The organism is Sphingomonas sp. 2SG (genome assembly GCF_005503285.1).
GTDB lineage: Bacteria > Pseudomonadota > Alphaproteobacteria > Sphingomonadales > Sphingomonadaceae > Sphingomonas > Sphingomonas taxi.
This window is the reverse complement of record NZ_SCMZ01000036.1, coordinates 12,319-32,344: the sequence shown is the minus strand read 5'-3', so window position 1 is coordinate 32,344 and position 20,026 is coordinate 12,319. Positions and strand designations below refer to the sequence as shown.

Here is a 20,026-nt window from a genome sequence, read left to right as displayed (position 1 = left end):
GGTTTCGCACGAGGCGCGCACGTAGGTGTGCGGCGGCGCGCTTACATCGGGTCCGCGGCTGCCCCACCTTGCCCGTCACCCCGGACTTGTTCCGGGGTCCACCGATCCGCAAAGGCATGGCAAGAGGCTCTGGCCGTTCTCACCGCCGCAAGGTGGACCCCGGAACAAGTCCGGGGTGACGAATCCCTGGGGGTGACGATTTCGCGCGAAGTCGTTCAGAAGCGGGCAAAAGGTTTCAGTCCGCAACTGCCTTGTTTGTGCCATCGGCGAGTTCTATACTAAGCGATATGGAAAGCATGACCCTCTCGCACGCCGATCCGGCACCGCTGCCCCTCAAGGGGCGGCCGCGCGAGTTCTGCACCGATGCCGCGCTCGCCGCGGCGCTGCGCGTGTTCTGGAGCAAGGGCTATGAAGGTGCCTCGCTCGCCGATCTGACCGACGCGATGGGGATCACCCGGCCGAGCCTCTATGCCGCGTTCGGCAACAAGGAAGCGCTGTTCCACAAGGCGCTCGACCTCTACGAGGCGGAGAAGCTCGCTTATACCCGCCAGGCGCTCGAACAGCCGACCGCGCGCGGCGTCGCCGAATGCTTCATGCGCGGCGCCCTCGCGATGCAGACCAGCCAGTGCGGCGATCCCAAGGGCTGTCTCGGCGTGATCAGCGCGATGCCGTGCGGGGCGGAGGCCGATTCGATCAAGGCGGACGTGATCGCGCGGCGCGCCTCGTCGCAGGCGGCGCTCGTCGAACGGTTCGAGCGGGCCAAGGCGGAGGGCGATCTGCCCGCGCACGTCGATGTCACCGGGCTGACCTGCTATCTCTACGCGCTGCTGCAGGGGCTGGCGGTGCAGGCCGGATCGGGCGCGAGCCGCGCCGATCTGGAACGGCTGGTCGAGACCAGTCTGGCGATCTGGCCGACCCGCTAGGCCGCGTGCCGCGGCGGCTGACGTGGCTGCTGCTGGTGGCCGGGCTGGTCGCGCTGGTCGTCGCGGCCGGTGCGCACTGGGCGGAGGGCGCGGCGCGCACCGCCGCCGACCGCGAGGCGACGACGCTGGCACGGACCCACGCCGGGCTGCTCGCCAGCGAATTGCAGAAATTCCGGCTGCTGCCGCTGGTCCTCGCCGAATATCCCGACGTGCCGCGAGCGCTCGCCGGCGGTGACGCGGCGGCGGTGCACGGCCTCGACGAGACGCTGGAGCTGCTCGCCGCGCGCACCGATGCCGCGGCGCTCTACGCCATCGATGCGCGCGGTCGCGCGGTTGCGGCGAGCAACTGGCGCTTGCCGACCAGCTTCGTCGGACAGGATTATACCTTCCGCCGCTATGTCGCCGAGGCGATGGCGCGCGGTGCCTCCGAATTGTTCGCGCTCGGCACGGTGAGCGGGCGGCCGGGCCTGTATCTGGCGCGGCGGATCGATCGCGAGGGCCGCGCGCTCGGTGTGATCGTCGTCAAGGTCGAGTTCGACCGGTTGGAACGCGAATGGGCGCAATCGGCCGGGGCGACGATCCTCACCGACGCGCGTGGACTGATCCTCGTCACCAGCGTGCCCGGCTGGCGATTCCACCCGACCCGGCCGGTCGATGCCGCGACGCGGGAAGCGCTGCGGCGGTCGCGCCAGTTCGGCGAGTCGCCGCCGGCGACGCTCGCCTTCGTCGCCAACGGTCGCGATATCCGCGTGCGGCAGGATGGGCGGATGGTGCGCTATCGCATCGCCGCGGTGGCGGCGCCGCTCGCCGGCAGCCGGGTGTTGCATTTGACGCCGCTGCGGCCGTTGCTCGCCGCGGCACGCGCGCAGGCGGCGCTGTGGGGACTGGCGCTCCTCCTGCTGGTCGGCATCGCCGGCGGCATCGGCCTGCGCGCCGCCAACCGGCGCCGGTCGCAGGCGCGGGCGCGCGAATCGCTCGAACGCGAAGTGGTGCGGCGCACCGCCGAACTGCGTGAGGCCAATGCGCGGTTGATCGTCGAATCGCAGGAACGCGGCGAGGCGGACCGCCGCTTCCGCGCCGCGCGCGAGGAACTGGCGCAGGCCAACCGGCTCGGCTCGCTCGGCCAGATCACCGCCGGCGTCGCGCATGAGATCAACCAGCCGCTGGCCGCGATCCGCACCTTTGCGGAAAATGGCGCGATCCTGCTCGATCGGGGCGGCGCCGATCGCGCGCGCGAGAACCTCGGCCGGATCGTCGACCTGACCGACCGGATCGCGACGATCACCGGCGAATTGCGCGCCTTCGCCCGCCGCCGCACGCCGTCGCGCGGCGCACCGACGCTGGGCGCGGCGATCGAGGGGACGATGCTGCTGATCGGCGAGCGCGCGCGTGGCGTCGTGGTCGATGCGGTCGCCGACGATCTGCGCGCACGCCGCGTCATCGCCGACCGCATCCGGCTGGAGCAGATTCTGGTCAATGTGATCGGCAATGCGCTCGACGCCGTGGCGGGGCGCGACCCGCGCCGCGTGACGATCGACGCCGTGCTGGAGGAGGATCAGGTGATCGTCCGCATCGCCGACACCGGACCCGGCATCGACCCGAGCCTCGACGAGACGCTGTTCACCCCCTTCGCCTCCGCCAAGCCCGAGGGGCTGGGGCTCGGCCTCGCCATCGCCCGCGATATCGCGCGCGAATTCGGGGGCGAGCTGGCGCTGGCGCCGGACGGCCCCGGCGCGACCTTCCTGCTGACGCTGCGGCTGGCATGAGCGAGCAGAGCGTCCTGTTCGTCGAGGATGACGAGGCGCTGCGCTTCGCGACGGTGCAGGCGCTGGAGCTGGCCGGCCTGTCGGTGCGCGCCTTCGCCGGGGCGGAGGCGGCGCTCGCCGCGCTGCCGGCCGATTTCGACGGGGTCATCGTCTCCGATATCCGCATGCCGCGGATCGACGGGCTGCAATTGCTCGCCCGCGTCCGCGCGCTCGACAAGGACCTGCCGGTGATCCTCGTCACCGGCCACGGCGACGTGCCGATGGCGGTGGCGGCGCTGCGTGACGGCGCGTTCGACTTCCTGACCAAGCCGTTCGCTACCGATCATCTCGTCGCCGCGATCGCGCGGGCGCTGGAGCGGCGCGCGCTGGTGATCGAGAACCGCCGGCTGCGCGCCGCGCTCGCGGCGGGCGAGACGGACAGTCCATTGATCGGCGAGAGTGCGGCGATGGTGCGGTTGCGCGGCGCGATCGAGCGGCTGGCGACGGCGGATCTCGACGTGCTGGTCGAGGGCGAGACGGGGACGGGCAAGGAGCTGGCGGCGCTGCTGCTGCACCGGCTCGGGCCGCGCCGGGCGCGGCCGTTCGTCGCGGTCGACTGCACCACGCTGACCGAAGACGGCGGCGCGGCCGATCTGTTCGGTCATGCCGCCGACAGCGTCGCGCATACGCGGCTGTCGCGCGTCGGCGCCGTCGTCGCATCGAGCGGCGGCACATTGTTGCTCGATGCGGTCGACGATCTGTCGCCGGCGATCCAGGCGGCGCTGCTGCGCGTCATCGAGGAGCGCGAGGTGCAGCCGATCGGCGCCGAGCGCGCCGAGGCGGTCAATCTGCGCGTCGTCGCGACGAGCCGCGGCGATCTCGCGGCGGCGGCGGCGGCGGGGCGGTTCCGCGGCGACCTGTACCATCGGCTGGCGATCACGCGGCTGCACCTGCCGCCATTGCGCGAGCGCGAGCACGACCGGATGCTGCTGTTCGCCGCCTTCGTCGATCAGGCGCGCGAGGCGCTGGCGCGGCCGGATCATGCGATCGGGGAGGCCGAGCGGCATCACGTGCTGGCGCATGGCTGGCCGGGCAATGTGCGCGAACTGCGCAATTACGCCTTCGCCTGCGTCCTGGCCGCGGACGACGCCCCCGGGGAAGACCGGCAGGACCTGCCGAGCCGGGTCGCCGAATTCGAAACGCGGGTGATCGTCGACGCGTTGCGCGCCAGCGCCGGTAACGTCGTCAAGGCGGTCGAGCTGCTCGGCATCCCGCGCAAGACGTTGTATTACAAGCTCGGCCGCTACGGCATCGACCCCGATGCGTTCCGCCGGCAGGGCACTTAGGCACGAGCGACATTCAGGGTGTTGGAAAAATTCCTCCCCCTGGCGGGCAGGGCTATCGGATATGGTTGCGGTGATGAGGCTCGATCGGTTTCCTCATCAAATTCGTCACCCCGGACACGTTCCGGGGTCCACCGGGCCGCGAGAGAACGGTGCCAAATCAAGCCTTTCTCCTCGCCGCAGGGTGGACCCCGGAACAAGTCCGGGGTGACGGGGTAAGCTTGGAAGACGACCGGCTCGCACGAGCGTCCGTATGCGATATCGCTCCGGCGGGGGGAGGACTTGCCTCGGCCTAGGCCGCCATCGCCGAGGCCGCGCGGCGCAGCGAGTCGATGTCGCGGTCGATCGTCGCGGTCAGCGCCGCGACCAGCGTCGAATCGTCCTCGCCGGAGTGCATCATGCCGTGGTGCAGCATGCCAAGCGACATGATGAGAATGACGTCGGTCACCGCTGACCGTCGCTCGGCAAGCGCCGCGCCCGGTGCCAGCATCTCGAGCGCATTGAGCATCAGTTCACGCACGTCGCGATGCGTGGCGTTGAACACCGCCGCGATGCGGGTGTTGCGCGCCGCCTCGGCGAGGATTTCGGCGAACAGCCGCGGATCGCCGTCGTCCTCGCCCGGCGTCACCAGTTGATGGATCCAGTCGCGCACGGCGTGCGCATCCCCGTCCTGAATGGCACGGCGGAGCGAATCGGCCGCGAGGAACGACCGGCAGTCCGAATTGACGATCGCGGCGACGATATCCTCCTTGGCGGAGAAATCGCGGTACAACTGGCCCACCGCGACGCCCGATTCGCGCGCGATCTGGGCGATGCCAGTGCCATGGAAGCCGTTTTCGATGAACAGCTTGCGAGCCGCCTCAATGACCCGATATCGACGCATTTCCGCATTGTTTCGTTGTGCACCGCAACAAATATTCGAGTCGATCATTCCATCCTCGTCGGCATGCCTTGACGCCTGTTCATCACTGGTTGTAGCAGGGCGTGAGTGATCGATCACTCACATTCTTACTAGCGGACAATTTGCATGGCGAATATGCGACACGGGGTGGCGGTGCTTGCGTTGGCACTGGCATTGGCGGCGTGCGGCGGCGGCAACGAGCAGCAGCAGCAGGCGCCGCAAGGCCCGCCGCAGGTCGGTTACCTCGTGGTACGTGAACAGCCGGTGACGCTGACCACGGAACTGCCGGGGCGGACCACGGCCTATGAGACGTCGGACGTGCGTCCGCAGGTCAACGGCCTGATCCTCAAGCGCCTGTTCACCGAAGGCGACATGGTGCGCGCCGGGCAGCCGCTCTACAGCATCGACCCGGCGCCCTATGAGGCGCAGGTCGCCAGCGCGCGCGCCGCGCTGGCCCGTGCCCGGGCGAACATCGCGTCGACCGCGGCGCTGGCCCGCCGCTATGGCGAACTGGTCAAGATCAACGCGATCGCCCGCCAGGAATATGAGAATTCGCAGACCAGCGCGCAGCAGGCGCAGGCTGACGTCGCCGCGCAGCAGGCCGCGCTGCGTACCGCGCAGATCGATCTGGGCCGAACGACCATCCGCGCGCCGATCTCCGGGCGGATTGGCCGCTCGCTGTCCACCACCGGTGCGCTCGTCTCCGCGTCGCAGACGCAGGCGCTGGCGACGATCCAGCGGCTCGACCCGATCTATGTCGACATCCAGCAGTCGAGTGCCGGCCTGCTCAAGCTGCGCCAGCAGGTGATGAACGGGCAGGTGACGCGTGACGGCAACGCCCGCGTCAAGCTGACGCTCGAGGACGGCACCGAATATGGCGCGCAGGGGACGCTGCGCTTCGCCGACGTCACCGTCGATCCGACGACGGGGTCGCAGACGATCCGCGCGCTCTTTCCCAATCCGCAGGGCCTGTTGCTGCCCGGCATGTTCGTCCGCGCCTCGCTGGTCGAGGGGACGCAGGCCAAGGCGCTGCTGGTGCCGCAGCGTGCGGTCAGCCGCGACGAAAAGGGGCAGGCGACGACGATGGTCATCGGCAACGACGGCAAGGTGCAGCCGCGCACGCTCCAGACCAGCCGCACGATCGGCGACAATTGGCTCGTCACCGGCGGCATCAAGCCGGGCGACAAGGTCATCGTCGAGGGCGGCATGATGCTGCGTCCCGGCATGGCCGTCCAGGGCAAGCCCTGGGATCCCAATGCCAAACCGGCCGCCGCACCCCAGGGTGCCGGCGCGCCCGCAGCTCAGGCGAAGTAACCGCTCATGGCCCGCTATTTCATCGACCGGCCGATCTTCGCCTGGGTGATCGCGATCATCCTGATGCTCGCCGGCGTCATCGCGATCCGCTCGCTGCCGATCGCGCAATTCCCGGCGATCGCGCCGCCCGCGGTGTCGATCACCGCCACCTATCCGGGTGCCGACGCGACCACGCTCGAAAATACGACAACGCAGATCATCGAGCAGCAGATGAAGGGGATCGACAACCTTCGCTATTTCTCCTCCTCGTCGTCCTCGGCCGGCACCGTCACCGTCACGCTGACCTTCGAACAGGGCACCGATCCCGACATCGCGCAGGTCCAGGTCCAGAACAAATTGCAGGCGGCGACGCCGCTGTTGCCGCAGGAGGTGCAGCGTCAGGGGCTGATCGTCGCCAAGGCGACGCAGAACTTCCTGATGTTCGTCGGCCTCTATTCCGAGAACGGCACGCACAACGATTCGGACCTGTCGGACTATATCGCGTCCAAGCTGCAGGACCCGCTCGCCCGTGTGAACGGCGTCGGCGATACGCAGGTGTTCGGCTCGCAATATGCGATGCGCATTTGGGTCGATCCGATCAAGCTCAACAATTACGCGCTGACGATGACCGACGTGACGTCGGCGATCACCGCGCAGAACGCACAGGTGTCTGCGGGCCAGATCGGCGCGCAGCCGGCCCCCAAGGAGCAGATGCTCAACGCCACCGTCTCGGTGGAATCGCGCCTGACCTCGCCCGAGCAATTCGCCGCGATCCGGTTGAAGAGCAACACCGACGGTTCGGTGGTGCGGCTCGGCGACGTCGCGCGCGTCGCGATCGGTGCGGAGAATTACGGCTTCTCGTCGCAGTGGAACGGCAAGCCCGCCTCGGGCATCGGCATCAAGCTGGCGCCGGGCGCCAACGCGCTCGACACGGTCGAGGCGGTGAAGACGCGCGTCAACGCCATCGCCAAGCAGTTCCCGCCCGACGTCAAGGTCATCTACCCCTATGACACGTCGCCGTTCGTGCGGCTGTCGGTGGAGCAGGTCGTCCACACGCTGATCGAGGCGGTGATCCTCGTCTTCCTCGTGATGTTCCTGTTCCTGCAGAACTTCCGTGCGACGCTGATCCCGACGATCGCGGTGCCGGTGGTGCTGCTCGGCACCTTCGCGATCCTCAGCGCGGCGGGCTTCTCGATCAACACGCTGACGCTGTTCGGCATGGTGCTCGCCATCGGCCTCTTGGTCGACGACGCGATCGTCGTCGTCGAGAACGTCGAACGCCTGATCCAGACCGAGGGGCTGAGCCCCAAGGAGGCGGCGCGCAAGTCGATGGACGAGATCACCGGCGCGCTGGTCGGCATCGCGCTGGTGCTGTCGGCGGTGTTCCTGCCGATGGCGTTCTTCGGCGGCTCGACCGGCGTCATCTATCGTCAGTTCTCGATCACGATCGTCTCGGCGATGGTGCTGTCGGTGACGGTCGCGCTGATCCTCACGCCGGCGCTGTGCGCGACGATCCTCAAGCCGCACGATCCGAGCCGGACCGAGGGCAACGGGCCGCTCGCCCGCTTCTTCCGCTGGTTCAACGACAAGTTCGAGCGCGGCCAGAACCGGTATGAGAAGGGTGTGCGCAGCACCGCGCGCAGCTGGAAGCGGTCGATGCTGGTCTATCTGCTGATCGTCGTCGGCATGGCGGTGCTGTTCGTCCGCCTGCCCACCGGCTTCCTGCCCGAAGAGGATCAGGGGATCATGATCGCGCTGGTGCAGGGGCCCCCGGGCGCCACCACCGCGCGGACGCAGAAGGGCCTCGACACGATCAAGGACCATTTCCTCAAGAACGAGGGCGGCAACGTCCAGGGCGTGTTCACCGTCAACGGCTTCAGCTTCGCCGGCCAGGGCCAGAACAGCGGCATCGCCTTCATCCCGTTGCAGGAATGGTCGCATCGTGAAGGCGCCGCCAACAAGGCGCAGGCGATCGCGGGCCGGGCGATGGGTGCCTTCTCGCAGTTCAAGGACGCACTGATCTTCGCGGTGATCCCGCCTGCGGTGCAGGAACTGGGCAATGCCAGCGGCTTCGACCTGCAATTGGTCGACGAGGCGGGCATCGGTCACGAAAAGCTGCTCGCGGCGCGCAACATGCTGCTCGGCATGGCGTCGCAGGACAAGTCGCTGACCGGCGTGCGTCCCAACGCACTCGACGACGCGCCGCAGCTCAAGATCGAGGTCGATCAGGACAAGGCGCGGGCGCTCGGGCTCGACCTCACCACGGTCAACAATACGATCTCGACCGCCTGGGGTGGCGCCTATGTCAACGACTTCATCGATCGCGGTCGCGTCAAGCGCGTCTATATCCAGGCGGACACGGCCTATCGTCTGAAGCCCGAGGATCTCGGCAACTTCTACGTGCGCAGCGAGACCGGCACGATGGCGCCGTTCACCGCCTTCTCGACGATCGCCTGGGCGCAGGCCCCGGCGCAGCTCACCCGCTATAACGGCCTGCCGTCGATGGAAATCCTCGGCCAGCCGGCACCGGGCGTGTCGTCGGGCGCGGCGATGAAGGCGATCGAGGCGATGCACGCCAAGCTGCCGCCGGGCACCGGGCTCGAATGGACCGGCCTCAGCTATGAGGAGCGCCTGTCCGGCGGCCAGGCACCGGCTCTGTACGGCCTGTCGCTGCTGATCGTCTTCCTCTGCCTCGCCGCGCTGTACGAAAGCTGGTCGGTGCCGATCTCGGTCATGCTGGTGGTGCCCTTGGGGATCATCGGTGCGTTGCTCGCCGCGACGCTGACCGGGCTCAACAGCGACATCTATCTGCAGGTCGGCCTGATCACGACGATCGGCGTCTCGGCGAAGAATGCGATCCTGATCGTCGAATTCGCCGAGGAGCGGATCAACGAGGGGATGAAACCCTTCGACGCCGCGGTGGAGGCGGCCAAATTGCGCCTCCGCCCGATCCTGATGACGTCGCTGGCGTTCATCTTCGGCGTGCTGCCGCTGGCGATCTCGACCGGCGCCGGCGCGGGCGGGCAGAATGCGATCGGCCGCGCGGTGGTCGGCGGCATGCTGTCGGCGACGATCCTCGCGATCTTCTTCGTGCCGATGTTCTTCGTCGTCGTGCTCCGCCTGTTCGGCCACGACGAGCACGGCAAGCGCGGTGCGAAGGACGCGGGGCATGACGATCGTCCCGACGACGAGCGTCCGCATGATGACGGCGCGCACGGGCCGACGCCCGCGCCGCAGGGAGCCTGAGTGGTGATGACGAGCAAGATCCTCCTCGGCCTGCTGGGCGCGACCGCGCTCGCCGGCTGCAACCTCGCGCCGAAATACGTCCGGCCGGTGGGCGAAGTGCCGGCGGCGCTGCCGCAGGGCGGCGTCTATGCGGCGGCGGCGACCGACGCGCCCGACGTCACCAAGATCGGCTGGCGCGACTTCTTCACCGACGAACGGCTGCGCAACACGATTGCGCTGGGGCTGGAGAACAACCGCGACCTGCGCGTCGCGGCGGCCAACGTGCTCCAGGCGCGGGCGCAATATCGCATCCAGCGCGCCGATCTGGTGCCGCAGACGACGCTGTCGGCGTCGGGCACCTACACCAACAATATCCAGGGTGCGGCGAGCACGCTGGGTGGCGCGGCAAGCGGGGGCACCGGTACCGGCGGCACGGGCACGGGTGGCACCGGTACCGGGGGCACCGGCACCGGCGGCACCGGATCGAATGCCGGTGGGGGCACCGCGGGTACCGTGGGCTCGAGTTCGTCGAACTTCGAATTCTACTCGGTCAACGCCGGCTTCTCGGCGTTCGAGCTCGACCTGTTCGGCCGGGTGCGCAATCTCAACCGCGCCGCGCTCGAGCAATATTTCGCCACCGAGGAGGCACAGCGCTCGACGCGGATCAGCCTGATCGCCGAGATCGCCACCGCCTGGCTGACGTTGGCATCGGATCAGGACCAGCTCGCCATCTCGCAACGCTCGCTGGCCTCGTTCGCGCAATCGCTCGAACTGACCCGCGCGCAATTCCGCATCGGCGTGGCGTCGGAGCTCGAGGCACGACAGGCCGAGACGACCTATCAGGGCGCGCGCAACGACATCGCCGTGCTCAAGACGCGGGTGGCGCAGGACAAGAATGCGCTCGACCTGCTCGTCGGCGCGCCGGTGGCCGCGCCGTTGCTGCCGCAGGGCCTCGGCAATGGCGATGCCGCGTTGCAGGTGCTGCCGGCGGGTCTCGCCTCCGATGTGCTGCTGCGCCGTCCGGACGTGTTGCAGGCGGAGCATCAGCTCATCGCGCAAAACGCCAATATCGGTGCGGCGCGCGCCGCGCTGTTCCCGCGCATCTCGCTGACTGCGACGCTGGGGACGATCAGCACCGCGCTCAGCGGTCTGTTTGCGGGCGGCAGCTTCACCTACACCGGTGCGCCCTCGGTCTCGCTGCCGCTGTTCGACGGCGGCCGCCTGCGCGGCAACGTCGATCTGGCGCGTGCGCAGCAGCAGTCGGCGGTGTCGACCTACGAGAAGACGGTGCAGACCGCGTTCCGCGAAGTCGCCGATGCGCTGGCGCAGCGTGGCACGATCGACGAGCAGGTCGCCGCGCAGACCGCGCGCGTCGAGGCGGCGAACGTTGCGCTGCGGATCTCGGATGCGCGCTACCGGGCGGGGGTGGAATCGTTCCTGACCACGCTCGACTCGCAACGCACCGCTTATGCCGCGCAGCAGCAGCTGGTGACGACGCGGCTGAACCGCGGCAGCAATCTGGTGGAAGTATATCGGTCGCTCGGCGGCGGGCTGGACGTGGACGATCCGCAGGTGCGTCCCGCTTCGACAACGGCCAGGTGAACGGGGTGTCCGGGCGATGGGTCATCGTCCGGACGGCGGCCTGTCGTAGGTGTGATTCGCGCGAAGACGCGAAGACGCGAAGGAAGGAGAAGGGTTTTGCGCGCAGAGGCGCAGAGGCGCGGAGAGGGTGTCGCCGCGGCAGCGGCTGTTTCCTTCCCATGGATACAAGGGGCGCTTCGCGCCGGTCGAGACATCTTTGCGTCTCTGCACCTCTGCGCGAACAACGATCCTCCTTCTTCCTTCGCGCCTTTGCGTCTTCGCGTGAACCCGACCTTCGCTGTCACCGGTACGGCGATCCGTGGTTATGCGGCGCACGCCTCCGCCACCCGGATCGGCGCGAGGCTGTCGAGGAACTGGCGTGCGCTCGCTTCCCAGGTGAAGTGCGCTGCATAATCCACGCAGGCGCCCGGGTTTCGCGTCAGCGCCGCGGCGATCGCCGTTTCCAGATCATCGTCGATCGCGCCGACGTCGGCGCACAGCACATCCACCGGTCCCGGCGCCGGCAGCGCCGCGACGGGGGTGCCGCAGGCGAGCGCCTCGATCATCACCAGCCCGAACGTGTCGGTCCGGCTCGGGAAGACCAGAACGTCGGCGCTGCGATAGGCGGCGGCGAGCGCCTCGCCGAACCGCGGACCGAGGAAATGCGCGGCGGGATAGCGCGCGGCGAGCGTCGCCCGCGCCGGTCCGTCGCCGACCACCACTTTTGTGCCCGCCACCCGCGTATCGAGGAACGCCTCGATATTTTTCTCCACCGCGACCCGGCCGACGTAGAGCTGGATCGGTCCCGGCAGGGCCGCGATCGCCGGATCAGTCGCGCCCTCGGCCGAGAAGACGGCGAGATCGACGCCGCGTCCCCACCGCCGCAACCGGCTGAGGCCGTGCGCGCGCAACGCGGCATCGACCGACGGCGTCGAGGTCAGGATCGCGTCGGCGGGGGCGTGGAACCAGCGGATGTAGCGCCAGATCCATTCCGCGCTGACACCGGTCCGCGCCGCGACGTAATCGGGGAATTGCGTGTGATAGGCGGTGGTGAAGCGCAGCCCCTTGGCGAGGCACCAGCGCCGCGCCGCGACGCCCAGCGGTCCTTCGGTGGCGATATGGATCGCATCGGCGTCGAAAGCGCGGATCAGCCGGCCGATGCTGCGCCCGCCGGCGAGCGCCAGGCGGATTTCGGGATAGCTCGGGCAGGGCAGGCTGGCGAACCGCTCGGGCGAGACGACGAGCAGTTCATGCCCCTGCGCCTCGACTTCGCGTTTGATCGCGCTGAGCGTGCGGACGACGCCATTGACCTGCGGTTGCCACGCGTCGGTGACCAGCGCGACCCGCATCAGGCGGCGATCGTCCCGGCGCGGCTCGCGGCGCGCTCCGTCGCGACCCGTGCGGCGATCTCGTCGCCCCACAGCAGCAATTCCATCCGGCCATCGAAATGTTCGACCAGCGCGGTGCAGCCTTCGACCCAATCGCCGTCGTTGTAATAAGCGATATCGCCGATCTGGCGGATCTCGGCGGTATGGATATGGCCGCAGACGACCCCGTCGACGCCGCGCGACCCCGCCGCATGCGCCACCACCTCCTCGAAGCGCGAGATGAAGGCGACCGCATTCTTGACCTTGGCCTTGGCATGCTTCGACAGCGACCAATAGGGCATGCCGAGCCGCCGCCGCGCCGCATTGACCCAGCGGTTGAGGACCATGAGCGCGGTATAGGCGCTGTCGCCGACCAGCGAGAGCCAGCGGTGGGCGAGCGTGATCGCATCGAATTCGTCGCCGTGCAGCACCAGCAGGCGGCGGCCGTCGGCGGTGATGTGGATCGCCTTGCGGCGGATCTTGACGCCACCGAAGTCCATGCCGGCGAACTGGCGGAACACCTCGTCGTGGTTGCCGGGGATGTAGGTGACGCGGGTGCCGCGCTTGGCGCGCTTCATCAGCCGCCAGACGACGTCGTTATGCGCCGCGGGCCAGTAGAATTTCTTCTTGAGCCGCCAGCCGTCGATCATGTCGCCGACCAGATACAGCTGCTCGCTGTCGACATGGTCGAGGAAGTCGATCAGCATGTCGGCGTTGCAGCCGCGCGTGCCGAGATGGACGTCGGAGATCCAGATGGTGCGGAACCGGCGCCGGGCGATGTCCGACCGCTCGGCGACGATCGGCCGCTGCGGCAGAAAGGCAAGAACGTCGGCGCTGCTCACATCTTTGGTGGTCATGATCGGCCCCCCGGGGCCCGCTGCCCCCGATGCCGACATGCCAGAGGGATGTGACGCTGCGATCACGGCAGCGTGACGATCGTGTTGCGATATCCGAAACGGACCAAATACGCCGGGCGCGCCGCTTCGGGCTCGCGCCCCCGGCTCAGGCCGCCATCGTCGTCCGCAGCACGGTGAGCAGCGCCCAATAGAGTCCGCCGGCGAGCAGCATCGCCGCGGGCAGCGTCATCACCCAGGCGAGCGCCATGTTGCGGATCGTCCGCCATTGCAGCCCGGCGCCGTTCGCCACCGAGGCACCGGCGACGCCCGAGGACAGGATATGCGTCGTCGAGACCGGCAGATGACCGAACCGGTCGGCGAGCAGGATGGTCGCCGCGGTGACCAGCTCCGCCGACATGCCCATGCCGTAAGTGAGGTGGGTCTTGCCGATCCGTTCGCCGACGGTGACGACGATCCGCCGCCAGCCGACCATCGTGCCCAGCCCCAGCGCGATCGCGACGGTCACCTTGACCCAGAAGGGGATGAAGCGCGTGCCCTTTTCGAGCGCGCCGCCGTAGCTCTTGATCCCCTCGATATCCTGCGCGGTGAAGCGGGCCTGCGCGCCCTCGTCGGCGACCACCATCTTACTGGCGTCGAGCACCAGATACATGTCGCCGCGCAGATTGGGCGTTGCCGCCGCGGGCACCTTGTCGAGCGAGCCGTAGCTGGCCAGCCGGTCGCCGACGTCGCGCGACAGCGACGACAGCGCTCCATAGACCGCGGGCGTATCGATGTTGCGGGTGGCGAGCCCCTGCGTCACCGTCGCGCGCGCGACGTCGATCGAGCGCGGCTCCGGTCCCGGCTGGCGGGCGAAGATCGCCTCGGCCGAGCGTGCCTGCGCGACGAAAGCGGGCATCTCGCTCTGCGGCACAGTGCGGTTGAGCGCATAGGCGGTGGGGGCGCAGCCGATCAGGATCAGCATGATGAGCCCCATGCCCTTCTGCCCGTCGTTGCTGCCGTGCGCGAAGCTGACCGCGGTGCAGGTGAGGATCAGCGTCGCGCGGATGCCGCGCGGCGGCGGCGCGTCGGTCCGTGGCGCGCTGTACAATTTGGGATCGCGCATGAACCGCTTCATCACCAGCAGCAGCACCAGCGCGCCGATGAAGCCGACGAGCGGACTGAACAGCAGGCCGGTCAGCACCTTCTGCGCCTGGCTCCAGTCGACCCCGGAGGTGCCGCCGAGCCCGCGCGAAAGCAATTGGTTGGCGAGGCCGACGCCGAGGATCGAACCGATCAGCGCGTGGCTCGACGAATTGGGCAGGCCGACATACCAGGTGGCGAGGTTCCACAGCACCGCGGCGAGCAGCAGCGCGAAGATCATCGCGAACCCGCCGGCCGAGCCGATGTGGAGGATCAGTTCGATCGGCAGCAACGTGACGATCGAATAGGCGACCGCACCCGACGACAGCAGTACGCCGAGGAAGTTGAAGAACCCCGACCAGATCACTGCGAGCGGCGCCGGCATGGCGTGCGTGTAGATCACCGTCGCCACCGCATTGGCGGTATCGTGGAAGCCGTTGACGAATTCGAACCCGAGCGCGATCAGCAGCGCCAGCGCAAGGAACAGGAAGACACCGGTCGCCAGCGTCTCGCCGACCTCGGCGGTATCGGAGATGACGCTGCCCCCCGCATAGCCCAGCGCGCCGATCAGGACGGCGAGGAAGATCCACCGCCCCGCCGGATGCAGATGCGCGTCGAGGCGCGGACCGTGCGAGGAGGTGGGTGTCGACGCGGCGGAAACCGTTGTAGCCATAATGGCGCGGTGCACCGCGGATGTGACGAGTTCGTGACAAAATGACGCTGGGAATGCCCGACGGTGCCGCCGTCGGGCGACGGGACCGGCCCGCCGATTCCGTTATAATCCCGTCGCAGCCAGTTTAGCCGATGGATTCGCGGGGAAAAGTCACCGATGACTCCGGCCCGGCGCCGGCGCGGCCGATTTTCCGTCAGGTCGCGGCTGGCGTCGTATCGGCCTGTATCGTCGTCAACGTCGCGGCATTCTCGCGTTTTTCGGGGCGGATGTAGATCGAGGACAGGGTCGGGACCGCCTCGCGCAATCGGTCCTCCATCTCCTCGATGATCGTCTCGCCATCGCCCATCGTGACGGTATCGACGAAATCGGCGCTGACCGCGACGAAGATCGCATCCGGCGCGGTGTGGATCGTGCGGACGTGGTTGACGGCGCTCACCGCCGGATGCGCGGCGACGATGCCGCGCACCGTCTCGACCACCTGCGGGTTGGCACGCTCGCCGATCAGCAACCCCTTCGCCTCGCGTGCCAGCAGCATCGCGACCAGCCCGAGGATCAGGCCGATCAGGATCGAGGCGACGCCGTCGATGCGCGGATCGGCGAAGGCATGGCTCGCCCAGACGCCGATGCCGGCGATGACCAGCCCGGCGAGCGCCGCCGAATCTTCGAACAGGACGATGAACCCGGCCGGGTCCTTGCTCTGCCGGATCGCACGCCACCAGCCGCTGTCGCCCTTCGCCTTGGCGAACTCGCGCATCGCGATGAACCACGAAGCGCCTTCCATCGCGAAGGCGATCGCCAGCACGATATAATTGACCAGGGGATCGCGCAGCGGCTCGGGTTCGAGGATGTGCAGATAGCCCTCGTAGACCGACACGCCCGCGCCGACCGCGAAGATCAGGATCGCGACGACGAATGCCCAGAAATACAGTTCGCGGCCATAGCCGAAAGGGTGGATGGCATCGGGCTGCCGCTTGGCGCGATGCTGGCCGTAGAGCAGCAGGATCTGGTTGCCGCTGTCGACGCAGCTATGCACGCCCTCGGTCAGCATCGACGACGAGCCGGTGATCCCCGCCGCGACGAACTTGGCGACCCCGATGCCGAGATTTGCCGCCAGCGCGCCGTACAGGACGATATTCTCGCGGATCCGCGCGGTCAGCCCCTGAGTCATGCCTGTTCCCTGTCGTCGGTCTGGTTGTCGCAGGGGTTACGCGCGAACCGGTGGTGTGGCTCCCGCGGCGGAGGCGGAACGGGAATGGCCGCCGGCGTACGAGACGCCGACGGCCACCTTTCCTCCCCAGGAAACTCTTGGGAAATCCGTTAGCTACAGTCGCGGAGCGGGGGCAGTGGGGCGATGCGTCCGGGCAGGGTCGTCTTGTCCACCGCGCGGACATGCGTTCCGGTCAGGCTGTAAGGAATTGACAAGACCTTTCCCATACCCGATCTTCGAGTGGGCAAGGAGTGAGGATGGCGGAGCGTAAATTGTTTGCCGGCCACGCGGTGCGCCGGCTGCGCCGTCAGGCGGGGCTGACGCAGGCGGCGATGGCCGAGGTTCTGGCGATCTCGTCGAGTTATCTCAACCTCGTCGAGCGCAATCAACGGCCCTTGTCGGCGACCTTGCTGGTCAAGCTCGCCGAATCCTACGATTTCGATCCGCGCGCGCTGACTGCGGGCGAGCCGGGCGGCGGCGATGCGGCGATGCGGCGACGGCTGGCCGACCCGATGTTCGCGGACCTCGAAATCGACCGCAACGAGGTCGGCGAATGGCTCGCCGGCGCGCCGGGTGGCGCCGAGGCGTTCGCGCGCGCCTATGACCGGCTCGGCGCGGGTGGCGGCAGCGGCGTATCGGACGGCGTCGATCCGGTCGCCGAGGTGCGCCGCGAGATCGAACGCTGGCGCGGCCATTTCGCCGATCTCGACGGCGCGGCGGAGGCGCTCGCCGACGAGCTGCGGCTCGGCGCGGGTGATCTGTACGGCGCGATTGCCGAGCGGCTGCGCGTCAAGCATCAGCTCACCATCCGCATCCTGCCGATGGACGTGATGCCCGACCTCTTGCGCCGGCTCGACCTGCACGCGCGCCAGTTGCAGTTGAGCGAGGTGCTCGATCCGGCGTCGCGGACCTTCGCCGCCGCCTATCAGCTCGCGCAGATCGAGGCGCGCGCCGAGATCGATGCGCTCGCCAAGGGCGCCGATTTCTCCGACCGGTCGGGCGAGCGGCTGTTCCGCCGCCATCTCGCCAGCTATTTCGCCGCCGCGGTGATGATGCCCTATGCGCGCTTCCTGCGCGCGTGCGAATCGACCGGCTACGACCTCGAACTGTTGCAGCGCCGGTTCGGCGCGGGGTTCGAACAGGTCGCGCACCGGCTCACCACCTTGCACCGGGTCGGTGCGCGTGGCCTGCCCTTCTTCCTGATCCGCATCGATCGTGCTGGGCAATGTTCCAAACGCTTCTCGGGGGCGAGCGCGTCGCCGCTCGCCGAGGCGGAGGGGCGCTGCCCGCTATGGCGGCTCCATCATGCCTTCGACCGGCCGGGCAGTCTCGCGGTGCAGCTCGTCGAGCTGGAGGATGGCGCGCGCTGGCTGACGATCGCGCGCACCGTCACGCCGCAGCGCCGCCGCTATGGCGGCGTGCTCGCCGAATTCGCGGTCGGCATCGGCGTCGCGGCGGAGCTGGGCGGCGCGCTCGCGGTGGCGCGCGGGGTCGATCTCAAGGGCGATGCGACGCCGATCGGTCTCGGCTGCCGCGCCTGTCATCGTACCGACTGTCCGCAGCGCTCGGCACCGCCGGCGGGCCGCGCGTTGCTGATCAACGAGCGCGACCGCGGCGTCTCCGGCTTCACCTTCGCCGGTGATTGATTGTAAATAGAAGTACTAATCGACAGCTATGATGCGTACCTTGTGACAGGATTACGTGCTTTTACGGCGAAATATCGTCCAACAAGCTGTCAACATATATACACATCCTCGCATTCGGACCCAAGCGAGGATGTGGATATGACCTACCAGCAGCAGATCGGCGGCGCGCGCGACCTCATCGGCGGACAGGCGACCTGGGGCGGGATCGACGCGGAATCGGTCGCACGCATGCGCCTCCAGAACCGCTTCCGCACCGGGCTCGATATCGCGCGCTACACCGCCGCGATCATGCGTCGCGACATGGCCGCTTATGATGCCGATCCGTCCGCCTACACCCAGTCGCTCGGCTGCTGGCACGGCTTCATCGGCCAGCAGAAGATGATCAGCATCAAGAAGCATTTCGGCACCACCGATCGGCGCTATCTCTACCTGTCGGGCTGGATGGTCGCGGCGCTGCGCAGCGACTTCGGCCCGCTGCCCGACCAGTCGATGCACGAGAAGACCAGCGTCCCCGCGCTGATCAAGGAATTGTACACCTTCCTGCGTCAGGCCGATGCGCGCGAACTCAGCCTGTTGTTCCGCGATCTCGATCACGCCCGCGCCGCCGGCAACGACATCGAGGCGCAGCGGCTGACGCAGGCGATCGACAACCACCAAACGCATGTCGTTCCGATCATCGCCGATATCGACGCGGGCTTCGGCAATGCCGAGGCGACCTATCTGCTGGCGAAGAAGATGATCGAGGCGGGCGCCTGCGCGCTCCAGATCGAGAACCAGGTCAGCGACGAGAAGCAATGCGGTCATCAGGACGGCAAGGTCACCGTGCCGCACGAGGACTTCCTCGCCAAGGTGCGCGCCTGCCGCTACGCCTTCCTCGAGCTCGGCGTCGACGACGGCATCATCGTCACCCGTACCGACTCGCTGGGCGCCGGCCTGACCAAGCAGATCGCCTATTCGAAGGCGTCCGGCGATCTCGGCGACCGATATAACGGCTTCCTCGACTGCGACGAGATCGACGTGGCCGAGGTCGGCAACGGCGACGTCGTCATCAGCCGCGACGGCAAGCTGCTGCGGCCGAAGCGGCTGCCGTCCAACCTGTTCCAGTTCCGCGAGGGGACGGGGGCGGACCGCTGCGTGCTCGATTGCATCACCAGCTTGCAGAACGGCGCCGACCTGTTGTGGATCGAGACCGAGAAGCCGCATATCGAGCAGATCGCGTCGATGGTCGACCGCATCCGGGAGGTCGTTCCCAACGCCAAGCTCGTCTACAACAACAGCCCCAGCTTCAACTGGACGCTCAATTTCCGCCAGCAGGTCTATGACGCCTGGGTGGAGGCGGCGCGCGACGTGTCCGCCTATGACCGCGCGCGGCTGATGTCGGTCGACTATGACGCGACCGAGCTGGGCGCAGAGGCGGACGACCGCATCCGCACCTTCCAGAAGGATGCGGCGGCGCGGGCGGGCATCTTCCATCACCTCATCACGCTGCCGACCTATCATACCGCGGCGCTGTCGACCGACAATCTCGCGCGCGAGTATTTCGGGGAGGCGGGGATGCTCGGCTACGTCAAGGGCGTGCAGCGCAAGGAGATCCGCGAAGGCATCGCCTGCGTGAAGCACCAGAATATGTCGGGCTCCGACATCGGCGACGATCACAAGGAGTATTTCGCCGGCGAGGCGGCGCTCAAGGCGGGCGGCGCACACAATACGATGAACCAGTTCGCCGCATGAGGATGGGGCGGGGTGGGGAATCGATCTATCCGCCCCCGTCACCCCGGACTAGTTCCGGGGTGACGGGAGCGGGAGTGTCGTTCGTGTTTTGGGGGCGATTGGCATAAACAACGAAATGGTGATTCGCGCGAAGACGCGAAGACGCGAAGGTGTTGCGTCCGCCGCGCTCGTGGTCCGTCATAACAAGTGATTGTGATGACAGGGCCACGCTCGCCCGGAGCGCGACACCTTTGCGTCTTCGCGTCTTCGCGTGATCAAGACCTTTCCTAAAAAACGTCCATCAGCGTCGGATCAGGCACGCTCTGCGTCCCCCTGCCATATTTGGCCCGGCGGCACGTTTCATCGCGTTGGCTGTCTATGATGACATCATGGTCCACCGCGCCTTTTGCCCTGATGTCTCGGAGCGCGCCGCGAG

General features: G+C 68.0%; 13 protein-coding genes. 8 read left to right on the top strand and 5 right to left on the bottom strand.

What is annotated here, in order from left to right; genetic code table 11:
- Nucleotides 1-296: 296 nt before the first annotated feature.
- The 3 genes from FFS23_RS14330 to FFS23_RS14320 are packed head-to-tail and all read left to right on the top strand — an operon-like array spanning nucleotide 297 to nucleotide 4,014.
- Nucleotides 297-923: a TetR/AcrR family transcriptional regulator gene (locus FFS23_RS14330; RefSeq protein ID WP_137899133.1), complete on the top strand. Its 627-nt coding sequence runs from the start codon at nucleotides 297-299 to the stop codon at nucleotides 921-923.
- Between the two features lie 5 nt (nucleotides 924-928).
- Nucleotides 929-2,689: a sensor histidine kinase gene (locus tag FFS23_RS14325; RefSeq protein ID WP_212742983.1), complete on the top strand. Its 1,761-nt coding sequence runs from the start codon at nucleotides 929-931 to the stop codon at nucleotides 2,687-2,689.
- Nucleotides 2,686-4,014, top strand: coding sequence for a sigma-54-dependent transcriptional regulator (locus tag FFS23_RS14320; RefSeq protein ID WP_137899132.1), 1,329 nt, complete (start codon nucleotides 2,686-2,688; stop codon nucleotides 4,012-4,014). Before FFS23_RS14325 ends, FFS23_RS14320 begins: the two co-directional genes overlap by 4 nt.
- Before the next feature lie 289 nt (nucleotides 4,015-4,303).
- Here the strand turns inward: FFS23_RS14320 and FFS23_RS14315 are convergent, their stop codons facing one another.
- Entirely contained in the window at nucleotides 4,304-4,894 is a 591-nt protein-coding gene (locus tag FFS23_RS14315; RefSeq protein WP_137899141.1) for a TetR/AcrR family transcriptional regulator, read from the bottom strand.
- Nucleotides 4,895-5,038: 144 nt separating this feature from the next.
- Between FFS23_RS14315 and FFS23_RS14310 the strand changes: the two genes are divergently transcribed.
- Genes FFS23_RS14310 through FFS23_RS14300 form a run of 3 tightly spaced genes read left to right on the top strand, consistent with a single transcriptional unit; the run spans nucleotide 5,039 to nucleotide 11,032 of the window.
- On the top strand, nucleotides 5,039-6,226 hold the full coding sequence (locus tag FFS23_RS14310; RefSeq protein WP_137899131.1) for an efflux RND transporter periplasmic adaptor subunit: 1,188 nt from the start codon (nucleotides 5,039-5,041) through the stop codon (nucleotides 6,224-6,226).
- Nucleotides 6,227-6,232: 6 nt separating this feature from the next.
- The gene (locus FFS23_RS14305) at nucleotides 6,233-9,451 is read left to right on the top strand and encodes an efflux RND transporter permease subunit (RefSeq protein ID WP_137899130.1); all 3,219 of its coding nucleotides are present in this window, start codon (nucleotides 6,233-6,235) and stop codon (nucleotides 9,449-9,451) included.
- 6 nt (nucleotides 9,452-9,457) lie between these two features.
- Nucleotides 9,458-11,032: an efflux transporter outer membrane subunit gene (locus tag FFS23_RS14300; RefSeq protein ID WP_171009502.1), complete on the top strand. Its 1,575-nt coding sequence runs from the start codon at nucleotides 9,458-9,460 to the stop codon at nucleotides 11,030-11,032.
- A gap of 302 nt (nucleotides 11,033-11,334) precedes the next feature.
- Here FFS23_RS14300 and FFS23_RS14295 read toward each other — a convergent pair whose 3' ends face one another.
- The 4 genes from FFS23_RS14295 to FFS23_RS14280 all read right to left on the bottom strand — a co-directional run bounded on the left by FFS23_RS14295 (nucleotide 11,335) and on the right by FFS23_RS14280 (nucleotide 16,195).
- Complete coding sequence (locus FFS23_RS14295) at nucleotides 11,335-12,360, bottom strand: glycosyltransferase family 4 protein (protein WP_137899128.1); 1,026 nt, start codon at nucleotides 12,358-12,360, stop codon at nucleotides 11,335-11,337.
- Entirely contained in the window at nucleotides 12,360-13,235 is an 876-nt protein-coding gene (locus FFS23_RS14290; protein WP_137899127.1) for a UDP-2,3-diacylglucosamine diphosphatase, read from the bottom strand. The genes FFS23_RS14295 and FFS23_RS14290 overlap by 1 nt, the downstream gene beginning before the upstream one ends.
- Before the next feature lie 145 nt (nucleotides 13,236-13,380).
- A complete protein-coding gene (locus FFS23_RS14285) occupies nucleotides 13,381-15,027 on the bottom strand; it encodes an inorganic phosphate transporter (protein WP_137899126.1) in 1,647 nt (548 codons plus the stop codon).
- 193 nt (nucleotides 15,028-15,220) lie between these two features.
- Complete coding sequence (locus FFS23_RS14280) at nucleotides 15,221-16,195, bottom strand: cation diffusion facilitator family transporter (RefSeq protein ID WP_137899125.1); 975 nt, start codon at nucleotides 16,193-16,195, stop codon at nucleotides 15,221-15,223.
- A gap of 296 nt (nucleotides 16,196-16,491) precedes the next feature.
- Here FFS23_RS14280 and FFS23_RS14275 point away from each other — a divergent pair, with 296 nt between their 5' ends.
- Together FFS23_RS14275 and FFS23_RS14270 are read left to right on the top strand one after the other, a co-directional pair.
- Nucleotides 16,492-17,880, top strand: a complete 1,389-nt coding sequence (locus tag FFS23_RS14275) for a helix-turn-helix domain-containing protein (protein ID WP_137899124.1) — start codon at nucleotides 16,492-16,494, stop codon at nucleotides 17,878-17,880.
- Nucleotides 17,881-18,018: 138 nt separating this feature from the next.
- Entirely contained in the window at nucleotides 18,019-19,611 is a 1,593-nt protein-coding gene (locus FFS23_RS14270; RefSeq protein WP_137899123.1) for an isocitrate lyase, read from the top strand.
- Nucleotides 19,612-20,026: the final 415 nt, after the last annotated feature.